Source organism: Mycobacterium sp. SMC-13 (assembly GCF_045311035.1).
Taxonomy (GTDB): Bacteria; Actinomycetota; Actinomycetes; order Mycobacteriales; family Mycobacteriaceae; genus Mycobacterium.
Window position 1 is genome coordinate 97,874 of the sequence record NZ_JBJIAI010000007.1, and the last position, 23,514, is coordinate 121,387.

Consider the following 23,514-nt stretch of genomic DNA (forward strand, 5'->3'; position numbering starts at 1 on the left):
TTTGCTGAGCGACCGGGCCACAATCGCCGCGCGAAGCATGGCGGCGGTGGTACCGTCCGTCCCGTCGAGTATGCGTGACGAAGGGGTCAATATGAGCGAGAACAGCCAGGATTGGACCAAACCGGCGGCCATGGCGATCCCCAAGGAGGGCTACTTCGAGGAGGTGCGGGGCCGCTACGGCCCGGTGTTCCCGAAGACGCCGGCCTGCTACGGCTTCTCAATCATCGCGAAGGTGAAAGAGGGCCGCGAGGAAGTGGTCAGGGCGTACGGCAAGACCATCGAGGAGACCATCAAGGCCAGTCCGGAGGCGTTGGCGCCGCTGCGCTTGCACTACCTGCGCTGGAACCTGTTCGACGTGGGCTCGGGTCTGCACTTCCAGTACATGGGCATCTTCGACACCGATTTCGACAAGTACACCGAAGATGCGGTGGCACTGTTCAGCGCAACCGGCGTCACGACGGTGTTCACCAATCTCGAAGGCTTCCCGGAAGATTGGCAGACCAACACCGAGGCATTCATCAAGTTCGTCCGGGACCATCAGCAGCCGAGCTTCCTGGAGTACGGCGAGTACCCCTACGTGACCGCGGACGAGATCAAGAAGGCGTTGCGGCTCAAGGCGGCGTTCTCGACGATGCTGGACCAAATGCAGTAATGCTCGAGTTCGACGACATTCAGCACATCCTGCTGACCCGGACCCCTGCGCTCACCGGGCGCTACGAGTTCCTGACGTTCGACACCCCTGAAGGTGGCCGGGCATGGCTGGCAGAGATGCAGGACAAGGTGCAGTCCGCGACCGACGCCAAGGCGACGATGGACGAGTCCGATCGTTGGGTCACGTTGGCGTTCACCTGGAATGGCCTGCGCGCGTTGGGCGTGCCCGAGGAGTTATTGGCGACGTTCCCCGATGCGTTTCGGGAGGGTATGGCATCGCGGGCCGCCATCCTGGGTGACGTCGGGCCCGCGGCACCGGAGCACTGGGTCGGCGGGTTGGCCGGTGATGACCTGCACGCCATCGCAATCCTGTTCTCCCGCACGGACGAACAGAATGCGAAGTCCATCGCGGCGCATGACGACCTACTCGCGCGGACCGACGGCGTGCGCAGCCTGTCGTATCTGGATCTCAATGCCACGCCGCCGTTCAACTACGCCCACGACCACTTCGGATTCCGGGACCGGTTGTCGCAACCGGTCATGAAGGGGTCGGGGGAGGAGCCGACGCCAGGCTCGGGCGACCCGTTGGCGCCCGGGGAGTTCATTCTCGGGTACGACGACGAGAACGGGCCGGTGGTGGATCTGCCTCAGCCCGAGGTGCTTTCGCGCAACGGCAGCTACATGGCGTACCGCAGGCTCGAGGAGCACGTCGCCGTCTTTCGCGAGTACCTGCGCCAGAACGCGGACAGCCCGGAAGGTGAAGAGCTGCTGGCCGCCAAGTTCATGGGCCGGTGGCGCAGCGGCGCCCCGCTGGTGCTGGCTCCGGACAAGGACGACCCCGAGTTGGGCGCGGATCCGATGCGCAACAACGACTTCAACTACAAGGAAGAGGATCCGTTCGGTTACGCGTGTCCGTTGGGGGCGCACGCACGGCGGCTCAATCCGCGCGATACCGCGCACTACATGAATCGCCGCCGGATGATCCGGCGCGGCGCGACGTACGGCCCGGCACTGCCCGACGGAGCACCGGACGACGGTGTCGACCGCGGTATCGCGGCCTTCATCATCTGCGCGGATCTGGTGCGCCAGTTCGAGTTTGCGCAGAACGTCTGGATCAACGACAAGGCGTTCCACGAACTCGGCAACGAGCATGACCCGATCTGCGGTACGCAGGACGGCACGCTCGACTTCACGGTCCCGAAACGGCCGATTCGCAAGGTGCACAAGGGACTTCCGGCCTTCACCACGTTGAAGGGCGGCGGTTATTTCTTCCTGCCGGGTATCGGCGGCATCCGTTATCTGGCGTCGCTGGGGGACTGAGACTTCTCCACGGCCCGGCGTGGGCCATGTTGTGCAGCCACGCGAGCCCATGTTTCGCATCCGACGGTCGGGGAACCCATCCAGTGGCGGCTGGATGGCTCGGCCGTCGCGAAACCACGACCGGAAAGAGGAGCTCATGGGTAAGAGCGGTCCGGAAGAAGCTGCCAAAGGTCTCGTCGAAGGCATCAAAGGCAAGGTGAAGACGTTGCTCGGTGCGCTGATCGGCCGCGACGACCTGTTCCGTGAGGGCCAGGCGCAGCAGGACAAGGGCGAGGCGCAGCGCGACGCGGCGAAGCGGGAAGCCGAGGCGGAATCCGCCCGGGCGGCCGCAAAGGCGGCAGAGGCGCGGGAGCGCGCGAACCAGCAGGATCAGTAGTTGGCGCTACATCGGAGGGGCGCGCGTATGACTTCATTCGGCTACACCTTGATGACTGAACAATGCGGCCCGAAAGAGCTTGTCAGACATGCTGTTCGGGCCGAGGAAGTGGGCTTCGACTTCGAAGTTTGCAGTGACCACTACTCGCCGTGGTTGGTCTCGCAGGGGCATGCGCCGAACGCCTGGGTGGTGCTCGGTGCCGTTGCGCATGCGACCAGCCGGGTGGAGCTCTGTTCCTACGTCACGTGTCCGACGATGCGGTACCACCCGACTGTCGTCGCACAACAGGCGGCGACGGCACAGATTCTGGCGGACGGCCGGTTCCTCCTCGGGCTGGGCACCGGCGAGAACCTCAACGAACACGTGGCGGGTCAGGGCTGGCCGGCCTACGAGCGCCGCCTCGACATGCTGTGCGAGGCGACCAAGATCATCCGCCAGCTCCTCGACGGCGCGGTCGTCAACCACAAGGGTGAGTACTTCCAGGTCGACTCCGCGCGACTGTGGGATCTGCCTGCCGATCCCGTCCCGATCGGCATCTCGATGACAGGGGAGAAGGCGGTCGGGCGGCTGGCTGACTTCGCCGACTTCATGATCGACGTGTCACCTGACAAACCGATCGTCGACCAGTGGATCCATGAGCGTCGGGTGCAGGGCCTGGAGACGACGGGACGCGCGGTGGCGCAGTTGCCGATCTGCTGGGACCGCGATCGCGACAAGGCAGTGGCGCGTGCGCACGAACAGTTCCGGTGGTTCGGCGGTGGCTGGCCGACGAACGCGGAATTGCCCAACCCCAAGGCTTTTGATGCCGCGACGCGGTTCGTGCGACCGGAGGACGTGGCAGAGCAGATTCCCTGTGGCCCGGACATCGACGCCGTCGTTGAGGCCGTCAGCGCCTACCGGGACGCCGGCTTCACCGATATCGCACTCGTGCAGATCGGCGGAGATTCCCAGGACAGCTTCTTCGATGAGGCGGCCCCGGCGCTGTTGGCGGCACTGCGCGCCGACGCCGCCTGACGGGCGTCGTGTCGCGGAGCGCGGCACGGTCTCACGACGATTGCGCGCGACACGCGCACGGCACGCCAACGTGCGCGACATGTGATGCAGCCGTATCCAAAATGTGACGCGTGTAGACCAGTGTGATCAGAGTGGCCGGAGGGCAGTCAGGCCATTCAGTTCGTGGTTGGGAGCGTCCAATGATGTCTACAGCTCGCAAGGTGGAACGCATCGTCGCGCAGGTCACCGCCGCCGTCACCCGTCGTCCGTCCGACGACCAGGCCTACCGGGCCGAGATGGAGCGCTTGGTCACCGAGCAGGAACTCGCGATGCTGACCAGCAGGTAGTTCTCCTGGCCGTCAGCGGAAGACGCTGAGCAGCGTCCGGCACAGGAACGGCAGGTTCGACAGCGGGATGAACTGCACGAGAGTGCGGCACACGTTGGGCGCTTGAGCCTGTCCAGCCGCGCTACCGCATACCGGCCATGCGCCGATTCCCTGTGTCTTCATGACATTTCGGGCCACGCGGATCTGTTCTCCGCGGCTGGCCGCCGCCGGTGAGCCGGTGCCGCCGTTGGCGGTCCAGGTGCCGGGGCTGAATTGGAGCCCGCCGTAGTAGCCGTTGCCGGTATTGGCCGACCAGTTGCCCCCCGATTCGCACTGGGCGATGGCGTCCCAGTTGGGTTCGGCGTTTGCCTCGGAGATCGCCAACGACAGTTGGGAGATCGCGAGGACGCCGGAGATGGCGACCGCACGAACAAATAGGTGCCCGCTCATACCCACCTCGATCCTGTTGTGCGAACGGCCTGATTCCGCTCGCAAAAATGGTTCGCAATTGACGCATGGTGCTGTCTATACAGACGTTAAACCTGATAATCAGCTGTGCTAATGGGGTAATTGTTATTCTTCGAGTAATTTTAGTGTTTCTGCATATTTCTGATGCAGAAGCGACGGCGCTGACTGTTGTTACTGGGCGTGTCGCTGCAGGTCAGTGAGTTGTTACGTGAGTAGTGTTTACCGTGTGGTTATAGGCACTACTGGGGCCTGTGATTCTTTTGTTATTAGTGATTCAATCGCGCTCAGTGATGCAATTGTTATTGAAGTGATCTGAGTTACTAATCCACATTAGAGTTTCCTATGTGACAGCTGTGACTGCTGTTACTAGAGTGAATTGGACCGTCTGGCATTCGTTCGGAATGGTCCTGGCGTCCCGAATCGGCCGGGCGCAAACTGGTCACAAGGCGGAAACCGGCATGGCGACGAATGCCCGAGCAATGACGAGTGCAATGAACGCGATGAACAAGACAGCGCGGCTGGCCGCCGGACTGTCGGCGGCTCTCTGTGCCGGATTCCTCACGGCGCCGACCGCGACCGCCGACCAGCCGGCCACCTGCCAGAGCCGGCACGTCGACGGCGTCGAGGAGGACGTCTGCGTCGGCATTCCGGGACAGGCCGGCGGCGCCAACCCGCGCGACCTCTTTCCGGGCGTCGTGCCCGAGCTGTATTTCGGCGTGGGGATCGGCTAGCCCGAAGCTCACGAGCCTCATGCGGTCAGCACAGCCGGCGCACAGCTACCGCCACCATCATCGAATTCTGTGACGACGACGCTCCTTGCCGACGCCTCCGGCGGCCCCGCCGCCCCGACTCTTCCGCCCGTTGTCGCCCCCAATCACCACGGACTGTCCCTGCTCTACGGCTGGCTGCCGGTGACCATCCAGGTGATCGCCGCGATCGTGCTGCTCGTCGCCATCGGCTGGCGGGGCCGGCGGTGGCGCTACCTGTGGCTGCCGGTCTGCGCCATTCTCGGCATCGCGGCCGCCGCATGGGCGAACTGGTTCACCACATCGCAAGGCCTGGCGGGGAACCCGGCGCCGCCGGCCCTGTGGATCTGGGTGGGCCTGTCGGGCCTGGCGCTGGGCGTGCTGATACTCGGCTGGCGCGGCACCCCGTGGTGGCGCCGCGGCGTCGCGGTCCTCGCCGTGCCGCTGTGTGTGCTCAGTACCGGCGTTGCCCTCAACGACTGGGTCGGCTACTTCCCGACGGTGCAGACCGCGTGGGGCGAGCTCACCGCCGGCCCGTTGACCGACGAGACCGAGATGTCCAGCGTCACCTCGATGAAGGCCGCCGGTGTCGTCCCGTCGCACGGCGCGGTGGTCGAGGTGGACATCCCGGACACCGCATCGGGCTTCAAACACCGCACCGAGATCGTCTACCTGCCGCCGGCATGGTTCGCGCGCAACACCCCGCCGCTGCCGGCTGTGATGATGGTCGCCGGCGAGTTCAACACCCCGGCGGACTGGCTGCGCATCGGCAACGTCGCCAGCCTCTTCGACAACTTCGCCGCGACCCACGGCGGCAACGCGCCGGTGTTCGTCTTCGTGGACGCGGGCGGTTCGTTCAACAACGACACCGAGTGCGTCAACGGCCCGCGCGGCAACGTCGCCGACCACCTCACCAAGGACGTCCCGCCCTATATGGAATCGACGTTCGGCGTCAGCGCCACACCCGCCAACTGGGGCGTCGTGGGCTGGTCCATGGGCGGCACCTGCGCGGTGGACCTCTCGGTGATGCACCCCGAGCAGTTCGGCACGTTCGTGGACATCGCCGGGGACATGGGACCCAACGCGGGTACCAAGGAGCAGACCATCGCCCGGCTCTACGGCGGCAGTGAAGCTCAGTGGGCGGCGTTCGATCCGCGCACGGTGATGGCCAAACACGGTCCTTATCAAGGTGTTTCGGGCTGGTTCGCCATCTCGTCGGATGCCCCGACGCAGTGGAAGGGCGCCAAGGCACACCCCGATGCCATCGGCCTCGGCGGCCGCGACGGCGCCGGCAACCCGGGCGACCAGACCGAGGCCGGGAAGACGCTGTGTGCCCAGGGGCGTCAGCTGGGCATCGACTGCGCCGTCGTGGCGCAGCCGGGCAAGCACGACTGGCCGTTCGCGGTGACGGCGTTCCAGACCAGCCTGCCGTGGCTGGCGGGACGCGTCGGCACTCCCGGTGTGCCGGTGACCGGGTTCCCGGCGGGATCGACGACCCCCGCACCGCCCGCCGGCCCGGCCGCGACGATCGCGGCCGGAACAAACCCGGGCAAGTAGACGTCGAATGTAACGCCGAGCCCGTCTAAGTAGATGGACTCGGTGAGACGTTGCGACACAGCAGGGAGTCGATGCGCGATGGGTACTCGAACCGATAAAACCGATAACAAAAATTTTGGCCAGGCACGCCGGCAGAGCCGGCTCGTGGGAGTCGTCGCCACTGGTGTGGTGACGACGTTGACCGCGCTCACCGTGGGCGCGGCGCCGGTGTCCGCCAAACCGAGCAGTGATTCAGACAGCTCGAGCACCACCACGCTGGTGCCGAAGCCGCCGCGGCAGGATTCGTCCGCTGCGCAGGACGGCTCCGGTTCCGGTGGCGGCTACGGGCAGGACGGCGGCCAGCGGGGACGCAAGCAGCGCGAGCAGCCGGTAGAGGCAGAGGCGCCGAGCCGGCCTGTTCCTGCCGACGTTCCCGCCGTTCAGGCCAAGCCGCCGGCCGATCCGCCCGCGGCGCCCGTCACCCCGGTGGCGCCGGTGATCGCCGCTCCGGAGAACAAGGTCCCGGAGAACAAGGCTCCCGAGAAGGCACCGGAGAAGACGCCACAGGCTCCGGCGACCACGACCCCGCCGGTCGAGACGCCTGTCGTCGCGGCCCCGCCGTCGCACACCGAGGCTCCCGCGCCGACCACCAAGGTCACCAAGGCGCAGGAAGCGCCTGTCGACCCGACCACGCCGGCGCGGCCATCGACCGCCGTCGCCGAGCCCGACAAGTCGGCGCCGTCCGCCACCTCGGTGACGCAGGGCCCGACCACCGCGCTCGCCGAGCGTCCGGCGCCGGCCGGTGCTGTCGATCCGGACAAGTCGACGGCGCCCACGGATCGCACTGTGGCAGAAGGCAAGCCGGTCGCCGGTGTGGAGGGCCAGCTCGGTGAGCGCGTCGAGGCCGGGCCGGGACGGGTCGAAGCCTCGGCCTCCGCGTCGGCCACGGTGACGGCAGGTTCGTCGAAGTCGGCGTCGCCGTCGACCGCCGCGGCCCGCGAAGTCCGCGACGTGAAGCCGATCGAGCTGCTCAAGCCCGAGACGCTGACCGCTCCGGTCGAGGACATCGCCACCGCAAAGGCCGCCGCAGCAGTCGACGTGAAACTGCCTGCGCCGGCCCCGGTGCACGACGTGGCCGATCTCGCCAAGGTCGTCAACGTCGCCAACTTCCAGTTCGACAGCCGCGCCGACTGGAACCTTCGTGACAACCGGCGGGACTGGGACCGTCGCGACGACCGGCCCATGGGCCGGGACTGGGACAACCGCGTGCGGCAGTGGCGGCCGGACTGGGTGCAGTACGACGACTACTACCGTCCGGTGCTGTTCAACCCGTACCGCGACCCCGTGCGGGTGGTGTACGTCTACCGGAACGCGCCGCGCATCGTGTACATCCCGCCGCTACAGCGCATCGTCATGGAGGTCGCCGACCTCGCGGCGTACAGCTTCACCGCAGTCGTGGTGAACGCCGTCAACACCGCCGTCAACGTGGCAGTCGGCAGCTTCTTCGGTGGCGGCTACTACCCGGGTGTCGGCGTGCCGCTGCCCCCGCCGCCTCCGCCGGTGCTGAGCTACGCGAATGTGCCTGTCCAGGTTCGCTATTCGGATGCGGTCTACCAGCCGTTCCGGGTGCAGCGCATCGTCGACGCCGGTGACGACGTGCAGTACGGCGAACGCCGCGTGCTGCTCGACGGTGTCACCCCGGCCTGGGGTCAGTGGACCCAGAGCCCCAGTGGCGAACGGCAATTCGAGGTGCACCGGACGCAGCAGTTCCCGGGCCTCGACGAGCCGCGTGAGGCGCCGCTGCCCGGTGACTACAACCTGCAACTGGTCAACGACCAGAAGGGGCTGGAGAACCCGAACAAGGCGCTGACCATCGCCGCGGTGACCTGCGGCGTGCTGAGCCTCGGTGCGGTCGGCCTGGCCGTCTACATCGGGCGCCGTCGCCGCGAGGTGGTCTGACGTTGTCCCCGCGGTCAGTCGCGCTGCTCGAGCCGGCTGCCGCGGGGAAACGTGATCGACATGATGTCGCTGGGACGTGACAACGCGATGCGGTGCCACGTCCCACTCGGCACGACCAGCGCGTGTCCCGTCGTCAGGGTGACACCTGGACCGTCGTCGGCAGCCCTTAGGAACAGCCGAATCTCCCCGGCGAGGCAGACGACGAGTTCGTCTGCCTCCGTGTGGATTTCCCAATAGTCCGCATGCACCTCGGCGTCGGTCTCCGCGTGGAATGTCATGACGTGCCACCCTGGCTCGCCGGAGCCGAACGTGCGCTCGGCCGGTTCGATGCGGCCGTCGTCGTAGAGATGGACGAACGAGGCGAACAGATCGACGGCGGTGGTCATGCCGGCACCGCCCGCAGGTCCGCCGAGCCGGCGGTCAACCCGCGGCGCAACGCACCGCTGATCTCGGCGAGCAGACGAACCGAGACGTCGGCACCGAGGATCACCTGAGATCCGTGGAACGTGCCGGGCCACTGGTGCAGTTCGACGGACACGCCGGCCTGCAGCAGCCGGATCCCGAATTCGAGCGCTTCGTCGCGGTTGGGGTCGAACTCCGCGGTGGCGAGGTACGTGGGCGGCAGCCCGGACAGATCCTCGGCCCGGGCCGGTGCCGCGTAGGCCGTCGCGGGTCGGCCGCCGAGATAGTGCCGCCAGCTGGCGGCGACCTTGGCGCGCGTCATGAAGACGGTGTCGGTGAAGGTGCGGGCCGACCAGCTGCGCTGACGGTCGTCGAGCGGTGGCTGGTTCAGCAGTTGAAAAGCGATCCGGGGGCCACCCTCGTCACGTGCCCGCAGCGCGGCCGCGGCGGCCAGGTTGGCGCCCGCCGCATGACCACCGACGGCGATGCGGCCCGGCTCGACACCGAGCTGTGACGCATTCGCCGCCAGCCAGGTCAGTGCCTCGTAGACGTCGTCCAGCGCTGCGGGATAAGGGTTTTCGGGTGCGCAGCGGTAGCCGACGGACACCACGACGACGTTGGTGGCCTGGGCGATGCGCGCGGCCCAGGGGTGCTCGGTGTCGAGATCACCCATGACGAATCCGCCGCCCCGCAGCCACAGGATCGCGCCGACCGGTTCCGCGGGTTGGTACAGCCGTACCGGAACGTCGGGGCGGCCGGGAACGCTACGGTCGCTGATCTGCAGGCCGGCGGTGTCGGGAGCGGGCACGGCGGCGGACAGTTCGGCGAGCCGCCGGCGGGCGGCCACCGGGTCGTCCAACTCGGCTTTCGGGAACAGCGACAGGAAGGGCTGCAGCTCGGGGTCCATGCCACCACGATGGCGGCCCGGTGGGGCGGTGTCTTGGAGGAATGTTCCCGCGGACTACCGCCACGCCACGGGATCGACGTCGAGCCACGGCGCCTCGGCGACACCCGCCGGCGTCAACCCCGCGAACAACCGGGCGTCGCGGTGCAGATGCGATTGGTCGGCATAGCCGCAGGCACCGGCCACCTCGGCGGGCGCGGCGCCGGTCGCAAGGCGGTGCGCGGCGTCGTCGAACCGGATCAGTTGTGCGGCCCGCTTGGGTGGCAGGCCGATCTGCGTGCCGAACCGATGCCACAGTCGCTTGCGACTCCAGCCGATCTCGTCGGCGACGTGCTCGATCCGGACTTGTCCACGGCTGCGCACCATCGCGTGCCACGCCGCGGCGACCTCGGGGTCCGCGGCGGGCCCGGTTTCGCGCCGGTGCGCCAATTCCGTTGTGGCGATGGCGAACCGCTCGTCCCACGACGATGCCGTGTGCAGCCGCTCGCACAGGCGCTCGGCGGCACGGCCCCAGACCGCGTCGAGGGGCAGCACCCCGGTGGGGTCGCAGTCGCCGAACACCGTGTGGGCGAGTGTCGGCGACAGCCGGATCTGGAGGCAGTCGACGTTGTGGCCGACAGCGACCACGGTGCCGGGCGTCAGGCCGACGACCCCGCCGCCGGTCCGGCGTGCGCCTGTGGCGTCGACGAGTACACCGTCGCCGAACTCGATGAACACCGTCACCGCGGGGTAGGGCACGAGCTGCAGCGCGAGTTGCGACGGTGCCCGGCCGCGGAAACCGGCCATGGCCAGCCCCGGCTGCCGATGCGCCGGAATCGCGAGGTCCCACACGGCGGCACTCAGCCGCCGCGTGCTCGCTTCCATGTCTCGATGGTAGGCGTGGCGCGGGCTTGCCGAGGGTTCTCGACACAGCCGAGTCCGGACTCCGTAAGGTGACTCTGTAACAGCGTTACGGAACGCCGGATCAGCAGAGGTGGACAGTTGAGAACCGTATCGATCGACGCCCCCGGGAATGTCTACGTCGACACCGTGCCCGACCCGGCGCTGCCTGGGCCCGACGGCGCCGTCGTCCAGATCACCACGGCGGCCATCTGCGGATCGGACCTGCATTTCTACGAAGGCGACTACCCGTTGGCCACGCCGCTGGCGCTCGGTCACGAGGCCATCGGCACGGTCGTCGAGGTGGGTCCGGAGGTGCGCACCGTCAAAGTCGGTGACCCGGTGCTGATCTCGTCGGTGGCGGGTTGCGGCCACTGCGTCGGCTGCGACACCAAAGACCCGATCACCTGTGTATCGGGCCCGCTGATCTTCGGCTCCGGGGTGCTCGGTGGCGCGCAGGCAGAACTGCTCGCGGTGCCGTCCGCCGACTTCCAGTTACACCGGCTGCCAAGCGATCTCAGCACCGAGGCCGCGCTGCTGCTGACCGACAACCTGGCCACCGGCTGGGCCGCGGCGCAGCGCGCCGACATCCCGCCCGGCGGCACCGTTGTTGTCTTCGGTCTGGGTGCGGTCGGCCTGTGTGCGGTGCGCTGCGCCATCGCGCAGGGTGCGGGTCAGGTGTTCGCCGTCGACCCGGTCGAGGGGCGCCGCGAGATGGCCGCGCTCAGTGGCGCCACCGCGATCACGCCGGAGCAGATCGGCGCCGTCCACGAAGCGACGGGCGGCAGGGGAGCAGCCGCGGTCATCGACGCTGTCGGCAACGACACCACCATGAACGCGGCGCTGGCCACCGTGCGCGCCGGCGGCACGGTGTCCGTCGTCGGCGTGCACGACCTCAACCCGTTCCCGTTCCCCGCGACCCTGTCACTCATCCGCAGCATCACGCTGCGCATGACCACTGCGCCGGTCCAGCAGACCTGGCCGGCGTTGATCCCGCTGCTGCAGTCGGGCCGGCTCGACGTCGACGGCATCTTCACTCACGCCATGTCGCTCGATGACGCGCCGAAGGCCTATGCCGCGGTTGCGGCCCGGACCGCGGATTGCATCAAGGTCACGCTGACCCCGTAGTGATGATGGCCAATCAGGAGACCCTGGACCTCACGCTGCCGCGACTGCGCATGCGGGCGCTGGCGTGGGGGCCGGCTGACGGACGATTGATGTTGTGCCTGCACGGTTTTCCGGACAGCGCACATGGCTGGCGCCGGGTCGCCCCGCTGCTCGCCGAGGCGGGCTACCGGGTTGTGGCACCCTTCATGCGCGGCTACGCCCCGAGTGGCGTGCCCGCCGACGGCAACTACCACGTCGGCGCGCTGGTGTCCGACGTGCTCGACCTCTACGACGCGTTGGGCGGCGGGCCCGACGCGGTGCTGGTGGGGCATGACTGGGGCGCCTTCGCCGCCAATGCCGTTGCCGCGTATCAGGATTCGCCGTTCGCTGCGGTGGTCTCGATGTCCGTCCCGCCGCTGGCGGCAATGAGCCAGGCCAAGTTCAGCCCGGCCCGCACCGCCCGGATGGGCCTGGTCCAACTCCGAATGAGTTGGTACATCATGTACTTTCAGCTCCCCTGCCTGCCGGAACGCACGCTGCACCGGGTCATCCCGCGACTCTGGCGCGACTGGTCGCCGGCCGGCACCGACGTCGCCGCGGATGTCGCGACGACGCTCGCGGCGCTGCCGACACCCGAGCACCGTGCGGCCGCCGTCGGCTACTACCGGGCGCTGGTGCGGCCGGGCAGTGTCGGTGGGCCGTACGCCGAGTTCGAACGCTATCTGCGGGAGCTGCCGTGCGCGCCGATCCTGTACCTGCACGGTACGGACGACGGCGCCATGCAGGTGGGCTACACCGAGCAGCTGCTGACCGCGCTGCCGGCCGGTTCGGTGGTCCGAACCATCGACGGGGCAGGGCATTTCCTGCAGGTCGACCGTCCGGCCGACGTGGCCGCGGCGATCCTGAGCTACGTCGGGCGCAGCTAGGCGGCGCCGTTGCGGTGCTCGCGACCCTGACAACAGGGTGATTTTCGACGCCGGTTCCGCCACCTGGTCAGGGCCGCGGAACCGGCGGCCGGCATGTGCCCCCTTCAATTACATCGTGTCATTGACAACGCGTAATTATGGGCGCAAGCTGGTGCCATGACCACGACAAAGCGAATTGTCTTCATCGGTGCAGCCGGCGAGATGTGCCGCGTCGCCATCGAACGTTTCGCCACGGCGGCCGGCGACGGCGGCTGGGCGCTCGAGCTCTACGACATCCGGCCCGAACTCCTGCACGACTTCGCGGCGAAGCTGCCCGGCACCGCGACGGTCGGCTCGTTCGACCTCTTCGACGGCGGCGCGTTGCGCCGGGCCATCGAGGGTGCCGACCTCGTCGTCCTCGGCGCGGGGCCGTACAACCGCACCGCCGAGCCGGTGATGGCCGCCTGCATCGAGAAGAAGGTGCCCTACCTGGATCTCGACGACGACGAGGCGAGCACCCGCGCGGCGCTGGCACTCGACGCCAAGGCGAAGGCCGCGGGCGTGCCGATCCTGATCTGTTGCGGGGCCTCACCCGGATACACCAACGTGATGACGGCGGACGCCGCTCGCGACATGGATGTTGTTGAGCGCATTGACATCTGCTGGGTCACCGGCGACGAAGGACCGGTGCCGTATGGCCGCGCGGTGCTCGACCACGCGATCCGGGGCTTCGCCGGGCCGTGCTGGACCTGGGAAGGCGGCCGCGCCGTGCAGCATCAGACGTTCATCGAGAACGACGTCTTCGACGTCGGCAACTCACTCGGCGATGCCTACCGGTTCTACGAGTGCGCGCATCCGGAAGCGGTGACGTTGCCGCGGCGCTGGCCGGGCGCCGACCGGGTTCGCGTGCTGGGCGCGCTCGACCCGCCACCCACGAACGGCATCATGCGCGGCGTCGCAGTTGCCGTACAGGACAACAAGATCACCATGGACGAGGCCATCGACTTCGTCAACGACCTGCTGACCGACAAGACCGGCTCGGTCAAGGTGTGGCGGCACGCGCTGTCCGGGCTCTGGGGCACCATCCGTCGCGGCGAGATCGGGGCCGTCGAGGTGCTGAAGTTCATGGCGACATCGGCGGCCAAGAAGCACCCGCCGTTCCGGGGCACCAACTACGTGCGGGTGACCGGCACCCGCGATGGGCAGCCGGTGGTTTCCGTGCGGCGGGCGCCCGTGAGTGGGCCGGGCACGCCGTGGACCACCATGGCGTCGCTCACCGGATCGGCCACCGCGGCGTTCATGCTGTTGGCACTCGATCGGTTGGGTGAACGGTCGGGTGTCCTGGCGCCAGAGGACTGGGCGGACCCGGAGACGTTCTACCGCGCGCTGGCGGCGACCGGCCGGGCGCCGCTGCACCAGGTGGTCGAGGCAGTGGTCACGCCGAGCACCGCGGTGACCTCCCGGAAGGCGGTCTCGGCATGAACCTGTTGACGGAAACCGGTTGGGCCGAGGTACCGGTCGGCGAACCCGCGCTCGCCGGCGAGGTGACATGTGATGTCGCGGTCGTCGGGGGCGGCGTCGGCGGGATGACGGCAGCCCTGCGGCTCGCCGAGTCCGGTGCCGACGTCGTGCTGATCGAGGCACAGACCTGCGGCTGGGGCGCCAGTTCGCGCAACGCCGGCTATGTCACCAACTCGATCGCCGCTGACCCGGCGCTCCTGGCGCTGCTGTTCCGGCGGGAAAAGGTCCGCGCGCTGTTCCAATTCGCCGAATGCGCAGTCGAATTCACCGAGGAAGCCATTGCGCGCCGGGGCATCGACTGCGACTTCGAGAAGGTCGGCATCGTGCAGGCCGCCGTGTCGAAGGGGCAATTGCGCAAGGCCCGCCGCAACGCGAAGATCATGGCGGAGGCCGGATCGTCGGCCGAATTCGTCGAAGGACCCGCGGCGGGGTTGCCGGACGGGTTCCTCGGCGGCATGCGCGAGGGCATCGGCGGCACCCTGAACCCGGGCAAGTACGTGCTCGGTCTCCGTGACGCCGTCTTGCGCTCGGGGGCAAGGGTTTTCGAGCATACGGCCGTGCAGGACGTCGATGCGGGTCCGGCCGGGGTGACGGTCCGGACCGCAGGTGGTCGCGTCCGCGCCAAGCAGGCGCTGCTCACCGCCAACGCCTACGGCAAGGACCTCGCCGTCACGCCGCGGCGGCTGGTGTCGCCGGTGTGGACCTCGCTGGTGGAGACCGAGCCGGTCGCACCGGAACGGCTGGATGCGATCGGCTGGACGAGTCGTGCACCCCTGGTGACCGCCCACATGATCCTGGAGAGCTACCGCGTAACCCCCAGGAAAACCATCGTTTTCGGCACGCGCCGGCTGGAGACCACCAACGGCCCGCTGCGCGCACGGACGCCGTCGGCGCCCGTCGTCGACGACCTCGTGCGCGGCTTCCGGGAACGCTTCCCCGGACTGAGTGATGTTGCGCCTGGGCGGGCGTGGGGTGGCTGGATCGGCATGAGCTCCACGTGGCTGCCGGTCGCCGGAGAAGCGGCGCCCAATGTCCTGTATTCGTTGGCGTGCAACGGACATGGCTTCGCCCAGGCACAGTATGTCGGCAGCATGCTCGCCGACAGGCTGTCCGGCGCACCCGTGCCGGACGACCTCGCGGCCATCTGGCACGAGGGCCGATTCTGGCCCAGCTTCGTCAGCCAGCCGGCGCTGACCCTCGGCTGGTTCGGCGACCGGGTTCTCGACCGTCTGGCCCGGGTGTAGCCATGGACGTCATCGGCGCGCTGTTCGTCCTCGCGGACCTGCTCATGATCTTCGCCGGGTTCACTTACGGGTGGAAGTTCATCCGGCGCCATGGGAACTACCTGCTCGGCCTCGAATGGATCATCGTCGCGACCTCCGGGGTCAACTTCCTGCTCTACGCGGTGCTGCGGCTGAGCCAGGACAGCCCGAGTTTCCACGTCGCGATCTTCTTCGACGCGTTCTCCCGGTCGGTCGGCATCACCTTGATCCTCGTGTTGGGGTTGATGGCGGTGACCCACGGCTACAAGCCGTCGCGCGCCGTCGACATCGGTGTCTTCGCGCTCGCCGGTGCGGTCGGTCTCGGCCTGACGTTCTACGCGCTGCGGACGGCGTCGCCCGTCACCCACCACATCGGGTTGGCCGGCGCGGTGTTCCTGGTCACGGTCAACGTCCTCACGAGCATCTTCCTCGTCTATTTCGCGGCCCGGCTGTGGCGCGTGGGGGAGCGCAAACATGCGGTTCTCGTCGGCGCCGTCACGGCGATGGGAGCCGTCATCGCCGCGACGTACGACTTCTATGACGTCCCCGGTGATGATCCGAACCGGACGATCTTCTACACCGCGGCGTTGACGACGTGGGGGCTGCAGTTGATCGTCTACTACTACGCCTACCGCGCACTGGACAAACACAATCGAGCGGTTGTGATGAACTAGGGACACGATGAGCAGACGTCCGAAGCACGACCCCAAAGAGTCTGAACGCGAGATCCTCGTCGCCGCGGAGGAGTTCTTGCGGGAGCGGCCCTTTCGCGAGATGACGGTCGACGCCGTGATGAGCCGGACCGGGCTCAAGCGGCCGGCGTTCTACGTGCACTTCCGCGACCGCCACGACCTGGCGCTGCGCGTCGTCGAGCATCTCGGGATGGAGATCGGAGAAATGGTCGACCGGTGGCTCGTGGGAACCGATCTCGTCAACGATGCCCGGTCGGCATTCCGGGGCCTGACCGAGGTCTACTCGCAGCACGGGCGCGTCTTGCGTGCGCTGTCGGATGCGGCGGGCTCCGACGAGAAGGTCGAGGCCGCATACGCACAACTGATTCAGCAGTTCATCGACGCCACCGCCAAGCGCATCGCCGACGACCAGGCGGACGGGAAGATCAAGGCCGGCCTCGATGCGGTGGAAACCGCGCGGGCCTTGGTGTGGATGGACGAACGCTATCTGACACAGTCGTTTTCGGCCGAGCCGCACCCGGATCCCGATGTCGTCGTCGAGGTGCTGTACAACATTTGGATGGCAGCGTTATACGGACCGCGGTAGTCATGCGGGTACAACTGCAGATCGACGGAGCACCGCAGCGGGCGGCCGACCACGCCCGCGAGCTGGCGGGTCTCGGTGCCGACGGGGTGTTCACCTTCGAAGGCCCGCACGATGTCTTCCTGCCGCTCGTCGCGGCGGCCGGCGCGGCGAACGTGGACCTGATGACCAACGTCGCGATCGCCGGCCCGCGCAGCCCGCTGCATCTCGCGCACGCCGCCTACGACCTGCAGGTGTACAGCGGTGGCAGGTTCCGGCTGGGCCTGGGCTCACAGATCAAGGTGCACATCGAAAAGCGTTACGGCGCACAGTGGGCCAAACCCGCCGAGAAGATGGCCGAGACCGTCACCGCGATCAAGGCGATCTTCGACTGCTGGGAAGGCAAGGCGCCGTTGAATTTTCGCGGCAAGCACTTCACCCACACCTTGATGCCGCCGAACTTCAACCCCGGGCCCAACCCCTTCGGTCCGCCGGCGGTGCTCATGGGGGCGCTGGGGCCGATCATGACCCGCACCGCCGCGCAGGTCGCCGACGGGCTGCTGGTGATGCCGTTCCACAGCGCGCGGCATTTCGCCGACCGGACCCTGACGGCAGTGGGGGAGGGCTTGCAGATCGCCGGGCGCGCGCCCGGCGATCTGCAGATCATCGCGCAGGCCATGGTGGCGGTGGCACGGACCGAGGTAGATCTGACCGCGGCGATCAACGGCGTCGCCACGCTGATCGCGTTCTACGGCTCCACGCCCGCCTACCTGCCGGTGCTCGAGACCGAGGGGTGGGCGGACCTGCAGCCCCAACTCAACGCGATGTCCAAGGTCGGTGACTTCGCGGGCATGCGCGCCTTGATCAGTGACGACATGGTGCGCACCATCGGCATCGTCGGCACCCCGGAGGAATGCGCCGCCGAGATCGGCCGCCGCTTCGGCGGACACGTCGACGAAATCTGTTGCTATTTCCCGGGTTACGAACAGCGGCCCGAGGACGTACGGGACCTGGTCACGGCCCTGCACACCCAGTGATTTGTGCACGAAAATCCGCGGTCCGCGCGGAAAATCGTGCACAAATCGCTAGGAGACTACGGTGCCTGGACCCAGTTCCAGACGCTCAGGTCGCCCTTGGGGTAGTTCTGGCAGACGTCGGTGGCCTTGGCGACGACGCCCTTGTTATTGAAGAAGATCTTGGCCCAGTTGCCCCAGTGCGTGGCCACCTGCTCGTAGTAGACGTTGGTGGCGGTGTCCTCGGAGTACTGGCGGCGGCCGACCGGGTCGAGCGAGAAGAACCAGTGGATGCGGTCCTGGGCCATCTGCTGGATGTCGGCCGGGCGGTTGTGCATGTCGATCATGTACCGCGAGTAGTAGACCGGGCTGGTGTCGCGGGCGGCGGCCAGGTACTGCTCGGCATCACAGGTGGTGATGATGATGCGGTGGGGGATCGGGTAGTCGTCGGTGGCATCGGCGGCTGCCGGTCCGGCGAGCGTCGTCGCGACCGCGCCCAGGGCTGCGACCGCGGTACCGGCGCGCTTCAGGCCACGCTTGATCTGGACCATAGTCATTACTCCTGTTTCCTAGATACCTGTGCTGCTGGAGGCTGATTGCAGTTCGCCGGTCGGCTTGGGCTGGGGCCACGGCTCTGGCACCGGACGCTGACGCACCCGCTGCGGCCACCAGAACCACTTGCCCATCAGGGCGGCGATGGCCGGTGTCATCAGAGATCGGATGATCAACGTGTCGAACAACAGACCCAGACCGATGGTTGTTCCCACCTGACCGACCACGTGCAGCTCACTGACCGCCATGGACATCATGGTGAAGGCGAAGACCAGGCCGGCCGAGGTGACCACGGAACCGGTGCCGCCCATCGACCGGATGATGCCGGTGTTGAGGCCGGCGTGGATCTCTTCCTTGAACCGGGCGACGAGCAGCAGGTTGTAGTCCGCGCCGACGGCCAGCAGGATGATGACCGCCATCGCGATGACCATCCAGTGCAGGTTGAGCCCGATCAGGTGCTGCCACAGCAGAACCGACAGACCGAATGATGCGCCGAGTGAGAGCACCACGGTGCCCACGATGACCGCCGCGGCCACCACGGACCGCGTGATGATCAGCATGATGACGAAAATCAGTGCGAGGGCGGAGATTCCGGCGATCAGCAGGTCGTAGTCGGCGCCCTCCTGCAGATCCTTGAAGGTCGCCGCGGTGCCGCCGAGGTAGATCCTGGAGCCCTCCAGGGGAGTGCCCTTGATGGCCTCCTTGGCGGCGTTCTTGATCGCGTCGATGTGCGAGATGCCTTCGGCACTCATCGGTTCGCCCTCATGCGAGATGATCAGCCGCACGGCTTTGCCGTCGGGCGAGATGAAGTTCTTCATGCCGCGCTTGAATTCGGCGTTGTCGAAGACCTCGGGCGGCAGGTAGAACGAGTCGTCGTTGCGGGAGTTGTCGAACGCCTCGCCCATGGCGCTCGCGTTGTCCTGCTGCGCCTGCATCTGATCCTGCAGACCTTTCTGGGTCTGGTACATGGTCAGCATGTACTGCTTCATGTTGGTCATCGTCGAGATCATCTCGGGCATCAACGCGACCATCTGAGGCATCAGCTTGTCGAGCTTCAACATGTCCGGCATCAGGTTCTGGATGTCGTCGGTCATGGTGTCGATGCCGTCGAGGGTGTCGAAGACCGAGCGCATGGTCCAGCAGACCGGGATGTCGTAGCAGTGCGGTTCCCAGTACAGGTAGTTGCGGATCGGCCGGAAGAAGTCGTCGAAGTCCGAGATGTGGTCGCGCAGGTCGGCCACGTCCAGGGTCATGTTCACCATCTTGGCGACCATGCTGTGCGTGGTGGCCGCCATCTGGGTGGTGATGCCCTGCATCTTCTTCATCGTGTCGATGTTGATCTGCATGTCGTTGGCCTGCTTGAGCATGTTGGCCATCGAGTCCTGCGCGTACTTCTCGTTCATCTTCTGAGAGGTGCCGCTCATGCTCATCAGGAACGGGATCGAGGTGTGCTCGATCGGCTTGCCCTCGGGGCGCGTGATCGTCTGCGACCGCGAGACGCCGGGGACCTTGAAGATGGCCTTGGCGATCTTGTCGATCACCAGGAAGTCGGCGGAGTTGCGCAGATCGTGGTCGCTCTCGATGAGCATCAACTCGGGGTTCATCCGGGCCGGCGAGAAGTGCCGGTCCGCCGCCGCATAGCCCTCGTTGGCGGGGATGTCGGCGGGCAGGTACAGGCGGTCGTTGTAGGCGGGCTCGTAACCCGGCAGCGTCAGAAGGCCGACCAGGGACAGCGCGATGGTGCCGACCAGGATGGGAGCCGGCCACCGGACCACGACGGCGCCGAGCTTGCGCCAGCCGCGCACGCGCATGGCGCGCTTGGGCTCGAGCGTCTTGCGGAACCGGCTGGCGAGCGAGATCACGGCCGGGCCCAGGGTCAGGGCGGCGAACACCACGGTGATCATGCCGATGGCCAGCGGGACGCCGAGCGACACGAAGTACGGCATGCGGGTGAAGTGCAGACAGAACGTGGCGCCGGCGACGGTCAGGCCGGAGCCGAGCACGACGTGGGCGGTGCCCTCGAACATCGTGTAGTAGGCGTCTTCGCGGGATTCGCCCGCGCCGCGCGCCTCCTGATACCGGCCGATCAGGAAGATGGCGTAGTCGGTGGCTGCGGCGATGGCCAGCGTGACCAGCAGGTTGGTGGCGAAGGTCGACAGACCGATGATGTCGTAGAAGCCCAGCGCCGCGACGACGCCCTGTGCCGCGGACAGCTCGAGGACCACCATCAGCAACGTCAGCAGCACGGTGATGAACGACCGGTACACCAGCAGCAGGGTGACGATGATGACGAGGAACGTGACGCCCTCGATCATCTTGACGCTGCGGTCACCGGCGATGTGCTGATCCGCCGCCAGTGCCGCGGGGCCGGTCACGTAGACCTTCAGGCCGGGCGGCGTCTTGATGCTCTTGATGATGTCCTGCGCGGCCTGAACGGACTCGTTGGCCAGCGCCTCGCCCTGATTACCGCGCAGGTAGACCTGGACGTATGAGGCCTTGCCGTCATTGCTCTGGGAGCCGGCGGCGGTGAGCGGGTCGCTCCAGAAGTCCTGGATGTGCTCGACATGCGTGGTGTCGGCCTGGAGCTTCTTGATCATCTCGTCGTAGTAGGCATGTGCCTCTGCGCCGAGCGGCTGATCGCCTTCCAGCACGACCATGACCGAGCTGTTCGACTTGAACTCCTGGAACACCTCGCCGACGCGCTTCGTCGCGATGACCGACGCGGCCTGGTCCGGCGACATGGAGACCGAGCGCATCTTGCCGACCTCGTCGAGCGACGGGACGGCGCTGCCGAGGAAGACGATGACGCCGATCCAGAAGAGGATGACCGGGATCGCGAAGGTGCGGATCAGGCGGGCGATGAGCGGCCGGTGCGGCGGCTGCTCGGCCTTCGGGAAGATGACGGTGTCTTCGTCTGTTGGCTGTGTCATGCGGATTTCACCAGGCAGAAGGTCTGGGCGTGCACGCCGGTGGAGGTGCGGGTGTCTTTGAGTTCGTCGTCGACGTGGACGGTGCAGGTGATGGAGTCACCGTCGCCCTGGGCGACGATGTTGGGCGATGCTGCCGGTGCGGTGGTGGACAGGGTGAGCTTCCAGGGCAGCGGCGCGTGGTCGATGCGCTGGGGCTTGGCGTCCAGGTCGAGGTAGTTGATGTCGGCGTAGCTGCCGGTGCCGGTGATCTCGTAGGTGACGACCTTGGGTTTGAACGGTTTGGCATCGTCGGCGAAGTTGCGTGGGGTGACGATGACGGGGTTCTGGCCGAAGTAGGTGCGTACGCGCTGCACGGTGAAGCCGGCGACGAGGGCCACGGCGAGGATGAGCAACGGGATCCACGCCTTCTTGAGCGCATTGCCGATCACGCTGCGGACACCATGGTCGACTGCACTCGCTGTTCCCCGCTTCCCGTACCCTGACCCCGACAGATTAGGTCATTTAAGTGTTAGATTAGACCAGTTAAGTTAATCATGGGAAACCTACGCTGCGGGTGGCTCGTATCACCGTAGCCGGTAACGCGCAGCAGATCGAACCAAATACGCAGCAGTTCAATGGGATTGAACAGGCGGCGACGACTGTTCAGGGAGCAGGGGCACATGGCAACCAGCACGAATAGACTCCGTCACATGAAGGCACGCACTCTGGTCGCAGTTGCGGGTGCCGTGGCGGCTGCCGTCACCATGGCGGCTCCCGCGCAGGCCGACCCCGACACCGATTTCGCCAACCAGCTGCACACCTACGGGATCTACGGCCCCAAGGACTACAACGCCTGGATCGGCAAGATCACCTGTCAGCGGCTCGACAACAACGTCGACCACAGCGCCACCGACTCGGCGGCGTTCCTGAAGAAGAACCTGCCCCGCAACAGCAGCTCGGAGCAGCAGGTGTACCAGTTCCTCAACGCCGCTTTCGACACGTACTGCCCCGAGAAGCACGACCTGCTGGTCGCGCTCGCGCACTAGTCGCCGGACTCGATTCCGGCCGGTCAGGCCGGGCCCTTGCCGTTGTCGACGCGGTACACCGAGCCGTGGATCGCGGCGGCGTCGTCGCTCGCCAGGAACGCGATGACGTTCGCGACGTCACGCGGCTCCATGAAGCCACGCGGCGCGGCGATCCGCATGATCAGGTCCCAGTCGGCGTTCTCGGGCGCCGCGAACTCGGTGACCTGTGCGGTGAGCATGCCGCCCGGGCACACCGCGTTGACCCGGAGCTTTTCCTTCGTGTACTCGACGGCCAGTGCCCGCGTCAGACCGATCAGCCCGTGCTTGGCGGCGCAGTAGCCCGCCGAGTAGATCTCGCCCTCGACGCCGGCGATCGACGAGACGTTGACGATGTTGCCGCCGTTCTCCAGCAACTGCGGCAGCGCCGCCCGGGTCAGGTAGAACGGGCCGTTCAGGTTCACCGCGAGGTCGCGGTCCCAGTCGTCATCGGTCATCGACAGGGTGTGCCGCATGACATGGAATCCCGCGACGTTCACCAGCACGTCCAGCCGCCCGAATTTCGCGATGCAATCCTCGACCGCCTGCCGGCAGGCGTCGGCCGTGCTGATGTCCACCGCGGCGAACGCGCCGCCGGGCTCGTCGCCGTAGGCGTCGGCGAATACCGTCGCCATCCGCTCGGCGTCCCGCGCGATACCGAAGACCGATGCGCCGCGTTCGGCGAAAACCTTGACCGTGGCCGCGCCCAGGCCGGCCGAGGCCCCGGTGATCAACGCGACCTTCCCGCTGAGTGAACTCATACGGTGACTTTCTCACGCCGTGGGCAAGTCATTTGCGATACTCGGGCGGTGAAAATGAAACGTGTTCTCGCTATGGTTTCGAGTTTTGGCTTCGTCGCAGCGGGCGCACTCTTCGGCACGGCGGCGCCGGCGCAGGCCGACAACATCCGGCTGCCCGAAGGCATCTACACCTACATCCAAGAGGGCACGCCGATGAGCGTGTGGACCATCTGGCCCGTCTGCGCCCCGACCGTCGGCGATCTGCGCAACAACCTGGAACTGCCGGTGGGCTGCCTCGTGCACGTCGGCTCCGACCAGTACGGCGGCACGCTGGGCGGCGATGCCCGCCAGACCGGCGGTGAGGGACATTGGATGTTCACCCAGACCGACCTCCAGGGTTTCACGTGCCCGGACGGCACCAAGTCGAAGCTCGTAGAGACCTACGAGTGGGAGGACACCAACTGGACCGGTACCCGGACCACCACCAACAACGAACAGTGCGGCGTGCAGGCGGCCATGACGAAGAAGTCGTTCCGGCTGGAATTCCAGAAGCCGCTGCCGATTCCGGTGCAGCAGTTCCCGTTGTTCTGTGATCCCAACGACGGCCTCAAGCGCTGCCGCTGACGGCCG

Annotated in this window: 25 protein-coding genes; 17 read left to right on the forward strand and 8 right to left on the reverse strand. The window is 67.0% G+C overall.

Annotated elements, in window-relative coordinates:
• Window positions 1-91: 91 nt before the first annotated feature.
• The 5 genes from ACJH6I_RS12450 (at window position 92) to ACJH6I_RS12470 (ending at window position 3,687) form a co-directional block, all read left to right on the forward strand.
• Complete coding sequence (locus ACJH6I_RS12450; RefSeq protein ID WP_064983527.1) at window positions 92-652, forward strand: hypothetical protein; 561 nt, start codon at window positions 92-94, stop codon at window positions 650-652.
• Window positions 652-1,971: a Dyp-type peroxidase gene (locus tag ACJH6I_RS12455; RefSeq protein WP_406784143.1), complete on the forward strand. Its 1,320-nt coding sequence runs from the start codon at window positions 652-654 to the stop codon at window positions 1,969-1,971. Before ACJH6I_RS12450 ends, ACJH6I_RS12455 begins: the two co-directional genes overlap by 1 nt.
• Window positions 1,972-2,107: 136 nt before the next feature.
• Window positions 2,108-2,347, forward strand: a complete 240-nt coding sequence (locus tag ACJH6I_RS12460; RefSeq protein WP_318985278.1) for a CsbD family protein — start codon at window positions 2,108-2,110, stop codon at window positions 2,345-2,347.
• Between the two features lie 27 nt (window positions 2,348-2,374).
• Window positions 2,375-3,361, forward strand: coding sequence for a TIGR03557 family F420-dependent LLM class oxidoreductase (locus ACJH6I_RS12465; protein WP_212812204.1), 987 nt, complete (start codon window positions 2,375-2,377; stop codon window positions 3,359-3,361).
• Between the two features lie 179 nt (window positions 3,362-3,540).
• Window positions 3,541-3,687, forward strand: a complete 147-nt coding sequence (locus ACJH6I_RS12470; RefSeq protein ID WP_212812203.1) for a hypothetical protein — start codon at window positions 3,541-3,543, stop codon at window positions 3,685-3,687.
• Between the two features lie 12 nt (window positions 3,688-3,699).
• On the opposite strand, the gene ACJH6I_RS12475 is transcribed toward ACJH6I_RS12470, so the two are convergent.
• On the reverse strand, window positions 3,700-4,116 hold the full coding sequence (locus ACJH6I_RS12475; RefSeq protein WP_020104397.1) for a transglycosylase family protein: 417 nt from the start codon (window positions 4,114-4,116) through the stop codon (window positions 3,700-3,702).
• A 518-nt stretch (window positions 4,117-4,634) separates the two neighbouring features.
• On the opposite strand from ACJH6I_RS12475, the gene ACJH6I_RS12480 reads away from it, so the two are divergent.
• From ACJH6I_RS12480 to ACJH6I_RS12490, 3 genes are all read left to right on the forward strand, one after another.
• The gene (locus tag ACJH6I_RS12480) at window positions 4,635-4,865 is read left to right on the forward strand and encodes a hypothetical protein (protein ID WP_212812202.1); all 231 of its coding nucleotides are present in this window, start codon (window positions 4,635-4,637) and stop codon (window positions 4,863-4,865) included.
• 69 nt (window positions 4,866-4,934) lie between these two features.
• Complete coding sequence (locus ACJH6I_RS12485) at window positions 4,935-6,437, forward strand: alpha/beta hydrolase family protein (RefSeq protein WP_212812201.1); 1,503 nt, start codon at window positions 4,935-4,937, stop codon at window positions 6,435-6,437.
• 144 nt (window positions 6,438-6,581) lie between these two features.
• The gene (locus ACJH6I_RS12490) at window positions 6,582-8,375 is read left to right on the forward strand and encodes a hypothetical protein (protein ID WP_212812200.1); all 1,794 of its coding nucleotides are present in this window, start codon (window positions 6,582-6,584) and stop codon (window positions 8,373-8,375) included.
• 14 nt (window positions 8,376-8,389) lie between these two features.
• Here the strand turns inward: ACJH6I_RS12490 and ACJH6I_RS12495 are convergent, their stop codons facing one another.
• The 3 genes from ACJH6I_RS12495 to ACJH6I_RS12505 are packed head-to-tail and all read right to left on the reverse strand — an operon-like array spanning window position 8,390 to window position 10,545.
• A complete protein-coding gene (locus tag ACJH6I_RS12495) occupies window positions 8,390-8,761 on the reverse strand; it encodes a cupin domain-containing protein (RefSeq protein ID WP_212812199.1) in 372 nt (123 codons plus the stop codon).
• Window positions 8,758-9,684, reverse strand: coding sequence for an alpha/beta hydrolase (locus tag ACJH6I_RS12500; RefSeq protein WP_212812198.1), 927 nt, complete (start codon window positions 9,682-9,684; stop codon window positions 8,758-8,760). Before ACJH6I_RS12500 ends, ACJH6I_RS12495 begins: the two co-directional genes overlap by 4 nt.
• Window positions 9,685-9,738: 54 nt before the next feature.
• Window positions 9,739-10,545 (reverse strand): AraC family transcriptional regulator, encoded by an 807-nt coding sequence (locus tag ACJH6I_RS12505; RefSeq protein WP_212812197.1) that lies wholly within the window; start codon window positions 10,543-10,545, stop codon window positions 9,739-9,741.
• Between the two features lie 117 nt (window positions 10,546-10,662).
• Between ACJH6I_RS12505 and ACJH6I_RS12510 the strand changes: the two genes are divergently transcribed.
• From ACJH6I_RS12510 to ACJH6I_RS12540, 7 genes are all read left to right on the forward strand, one after another.
• Window positions 10,663-11,688: a zinc-binding dehydrogenase gene (locus ACJH6I_RS12510; protein WP_212812196.1), complete on the forward strand. Its 1,026-nt coding sequence runs from the start codon at window positions 10,663-10,665 to the stop codon at window positions 11,686-11,688.
• A gap of 5 nt (window positions 11,689-11,693) precedes the next feature.
• Window positions 11,694-12,593 (forward strand): alpha/beta fold hydrolase, encoded by a 900-nt coding sequence (locus ACJH6I_RS12515; protein WP_212814884.1) that lies wholly within the window; start codon window positions 11,694-11,696, stop codon window positions 12,591-12,593.
• 156 nt (window positions 12,594-12,749) lie between these two features.
• Entirely contained in the window at window positions 12,750-14,054 is a 1,305-nt protein-coding gene (locus tag ACJH6I_RS12520) for a saccharopine dehydrogenase family protein (protein WP_212812195.1), read from the forward strand.
• Window positions 14,051-15,337, forward strand: coding sequence for an FAD-binding oxidoreductase (locus ACJH6I_RS12525; RefSeq protein ID WP_212812194.1), 1,287 nt, complete (start codon window positions 14,051-14,053; stop codon window positions 15,335-15,337). Before ACJH6I_RS12520 ends, ACJH6I_RS12525 begins: the two co-directional genes overlap by 4 nt.
• Window positions 15,338-15,339: 2 nt before the next feature.
• Window positions 15,340-16,029, forward strand: a complete 690-nt coding sequence (locus ACJH6I_RS12530; RefSeq protein WP_212812193.1) for a transporter — start codon at window positions 15,340-15,342, stop codon at window positions 16,027-16,029.
• A 7-nt stretch (window positions 16,030-16,036) separates the two neighbouring features.
• Window positions 16,037-16,633 (forward strand): TetR/AcrR family transcriptional regulator, encoded by a 597-nt coding sequence (locus tag ACJH6I_RS12535; RefSeq protein ID WP_212812192.1) that lies wholly within the window; start codon window positions 16,037-16,039, stop codon window positions 16,631-16,633.
• A 2-nt stretch (window positions 16,634-16,635) separates the two neighbouring features.
• On the forward strand, window positions 16,636-17,646 hold the full coding sequence (locus tag ACJH6I_RS12540; RefSeq protein WP_212812191.1) for a TIGR03617 family F420-dependent LLM class oxidoreductase: 1,011 nt from the start codon (window positions 16,636-16,638) through the stop codon (window positions 17,644-17,646).
• 56 nt (window positions 17,647-17,702) lie between these two features.
• On the opposite strand, the gene ACJH6I_RS12545 is transcribed toward ACJH6I_RS12540, so the two are convergent.
• Genes ACJH6I_RS12545 through ACJH6I_RS12555 form a run of 3 tightly spaced genes read right to left on the reverse strand, consistent with a single transcriptional unit; the run spans window position 17,703 to window position 21,532 of the window.
• Complete coding sequence (locus tag ACJH6I_RS12545) at window positions 17,703-18,173, reverse strand: DUF5078 domain-containing protein (protein WP_020104387.1); 471 nt, start codon at window positions 18,171-18,173, stop codon at window positions 17,703-17,705.
• 18 nt (window positions 18,174-18,191) lie between these two features.
• Complete coding sequence (locus tag ACJH6I_RS12550; RefSeq protein WP_212812190.1) at window positions 18,192-21,104, reverse strand: RND family transporter; 2,913 nt, start codon at window positions 21,102-21,104, stop codon at window positions 18,192-18,194.
• Window positions 21,101-21,532 carry an MmpS family transport accessory protein gene (locus ACJH6I_RS12555; RefSeq protein ID WP_133425868.1) on the reverse strand — a complete coding sequence of 144 codons (432 nt, stop codon included), beginning with the start codon at window positions 21,530-21,532 and terminating at the stop codon, window positions 21,101-21,103. The genes ACJH6I_RS12550 and ACJH6I_RS12555 overlap by 4 nt, the downstream gene beginning before the upstream one ends.
• Window positions 21,533-21,793: 261 nt before the next feature.
• Here ACJH6I_RS12555 and ACJH6I_RS12560 point away from each other — a divergent pair, with 261 nt between their 5' ends.
• Window positions 21,794-22,129 carry a DUF732 domain-containing protein gene (locus ACJH6I_RS12560; RefSeq protein ID WP_053853988.1) on the forward strand — a complete coding sequence of 112 codons (336 nt, stop codon included), beginning with the start codon at window positions 21,794-21,796 and terminating at the stop codon, window positions 22,127-22,129.
• 23 nt (window positions 22,130-22,152) lie between these two features.
• On the opposite strand, the gene ACJH6I_RS12565 is transcribed toward ACJH6I_RS12560, so the two are convergent.
• Window positions 22,153-22,905, reverse strand: a complete 753-nt coding sequence (locus ACJH6I_RS12565; RefSeq protein ID WP_064860214.1) for an SDR family NAD(P)-dependent oxidoreductase — start codon at window positions 22,903-22,905, stop codon at window positions 22,153-22,155.
• 72 nt (window positions 22,906-22,977) lie between these two features.
• Here ACJH6I_RS12565 and ACJH6I_RS12570 point away from each other — a divergent pair, with 72 nt between their 5' ends.
• Window positions 22,978-23,508 carry a hypothetical protein gene (locus tag ACJH6I_RS12570; protein WP_212812189.1) on the forward strand — a complete coding sequence of 177 codons (531 nt, stop codon included), beginning with the start codon at window positions 22,978-22,980 and terminating at the stop codon, window positions 23,506-23,508.
• Window positions 23,509-23,514: the final 6 nt, after the last annotated feature.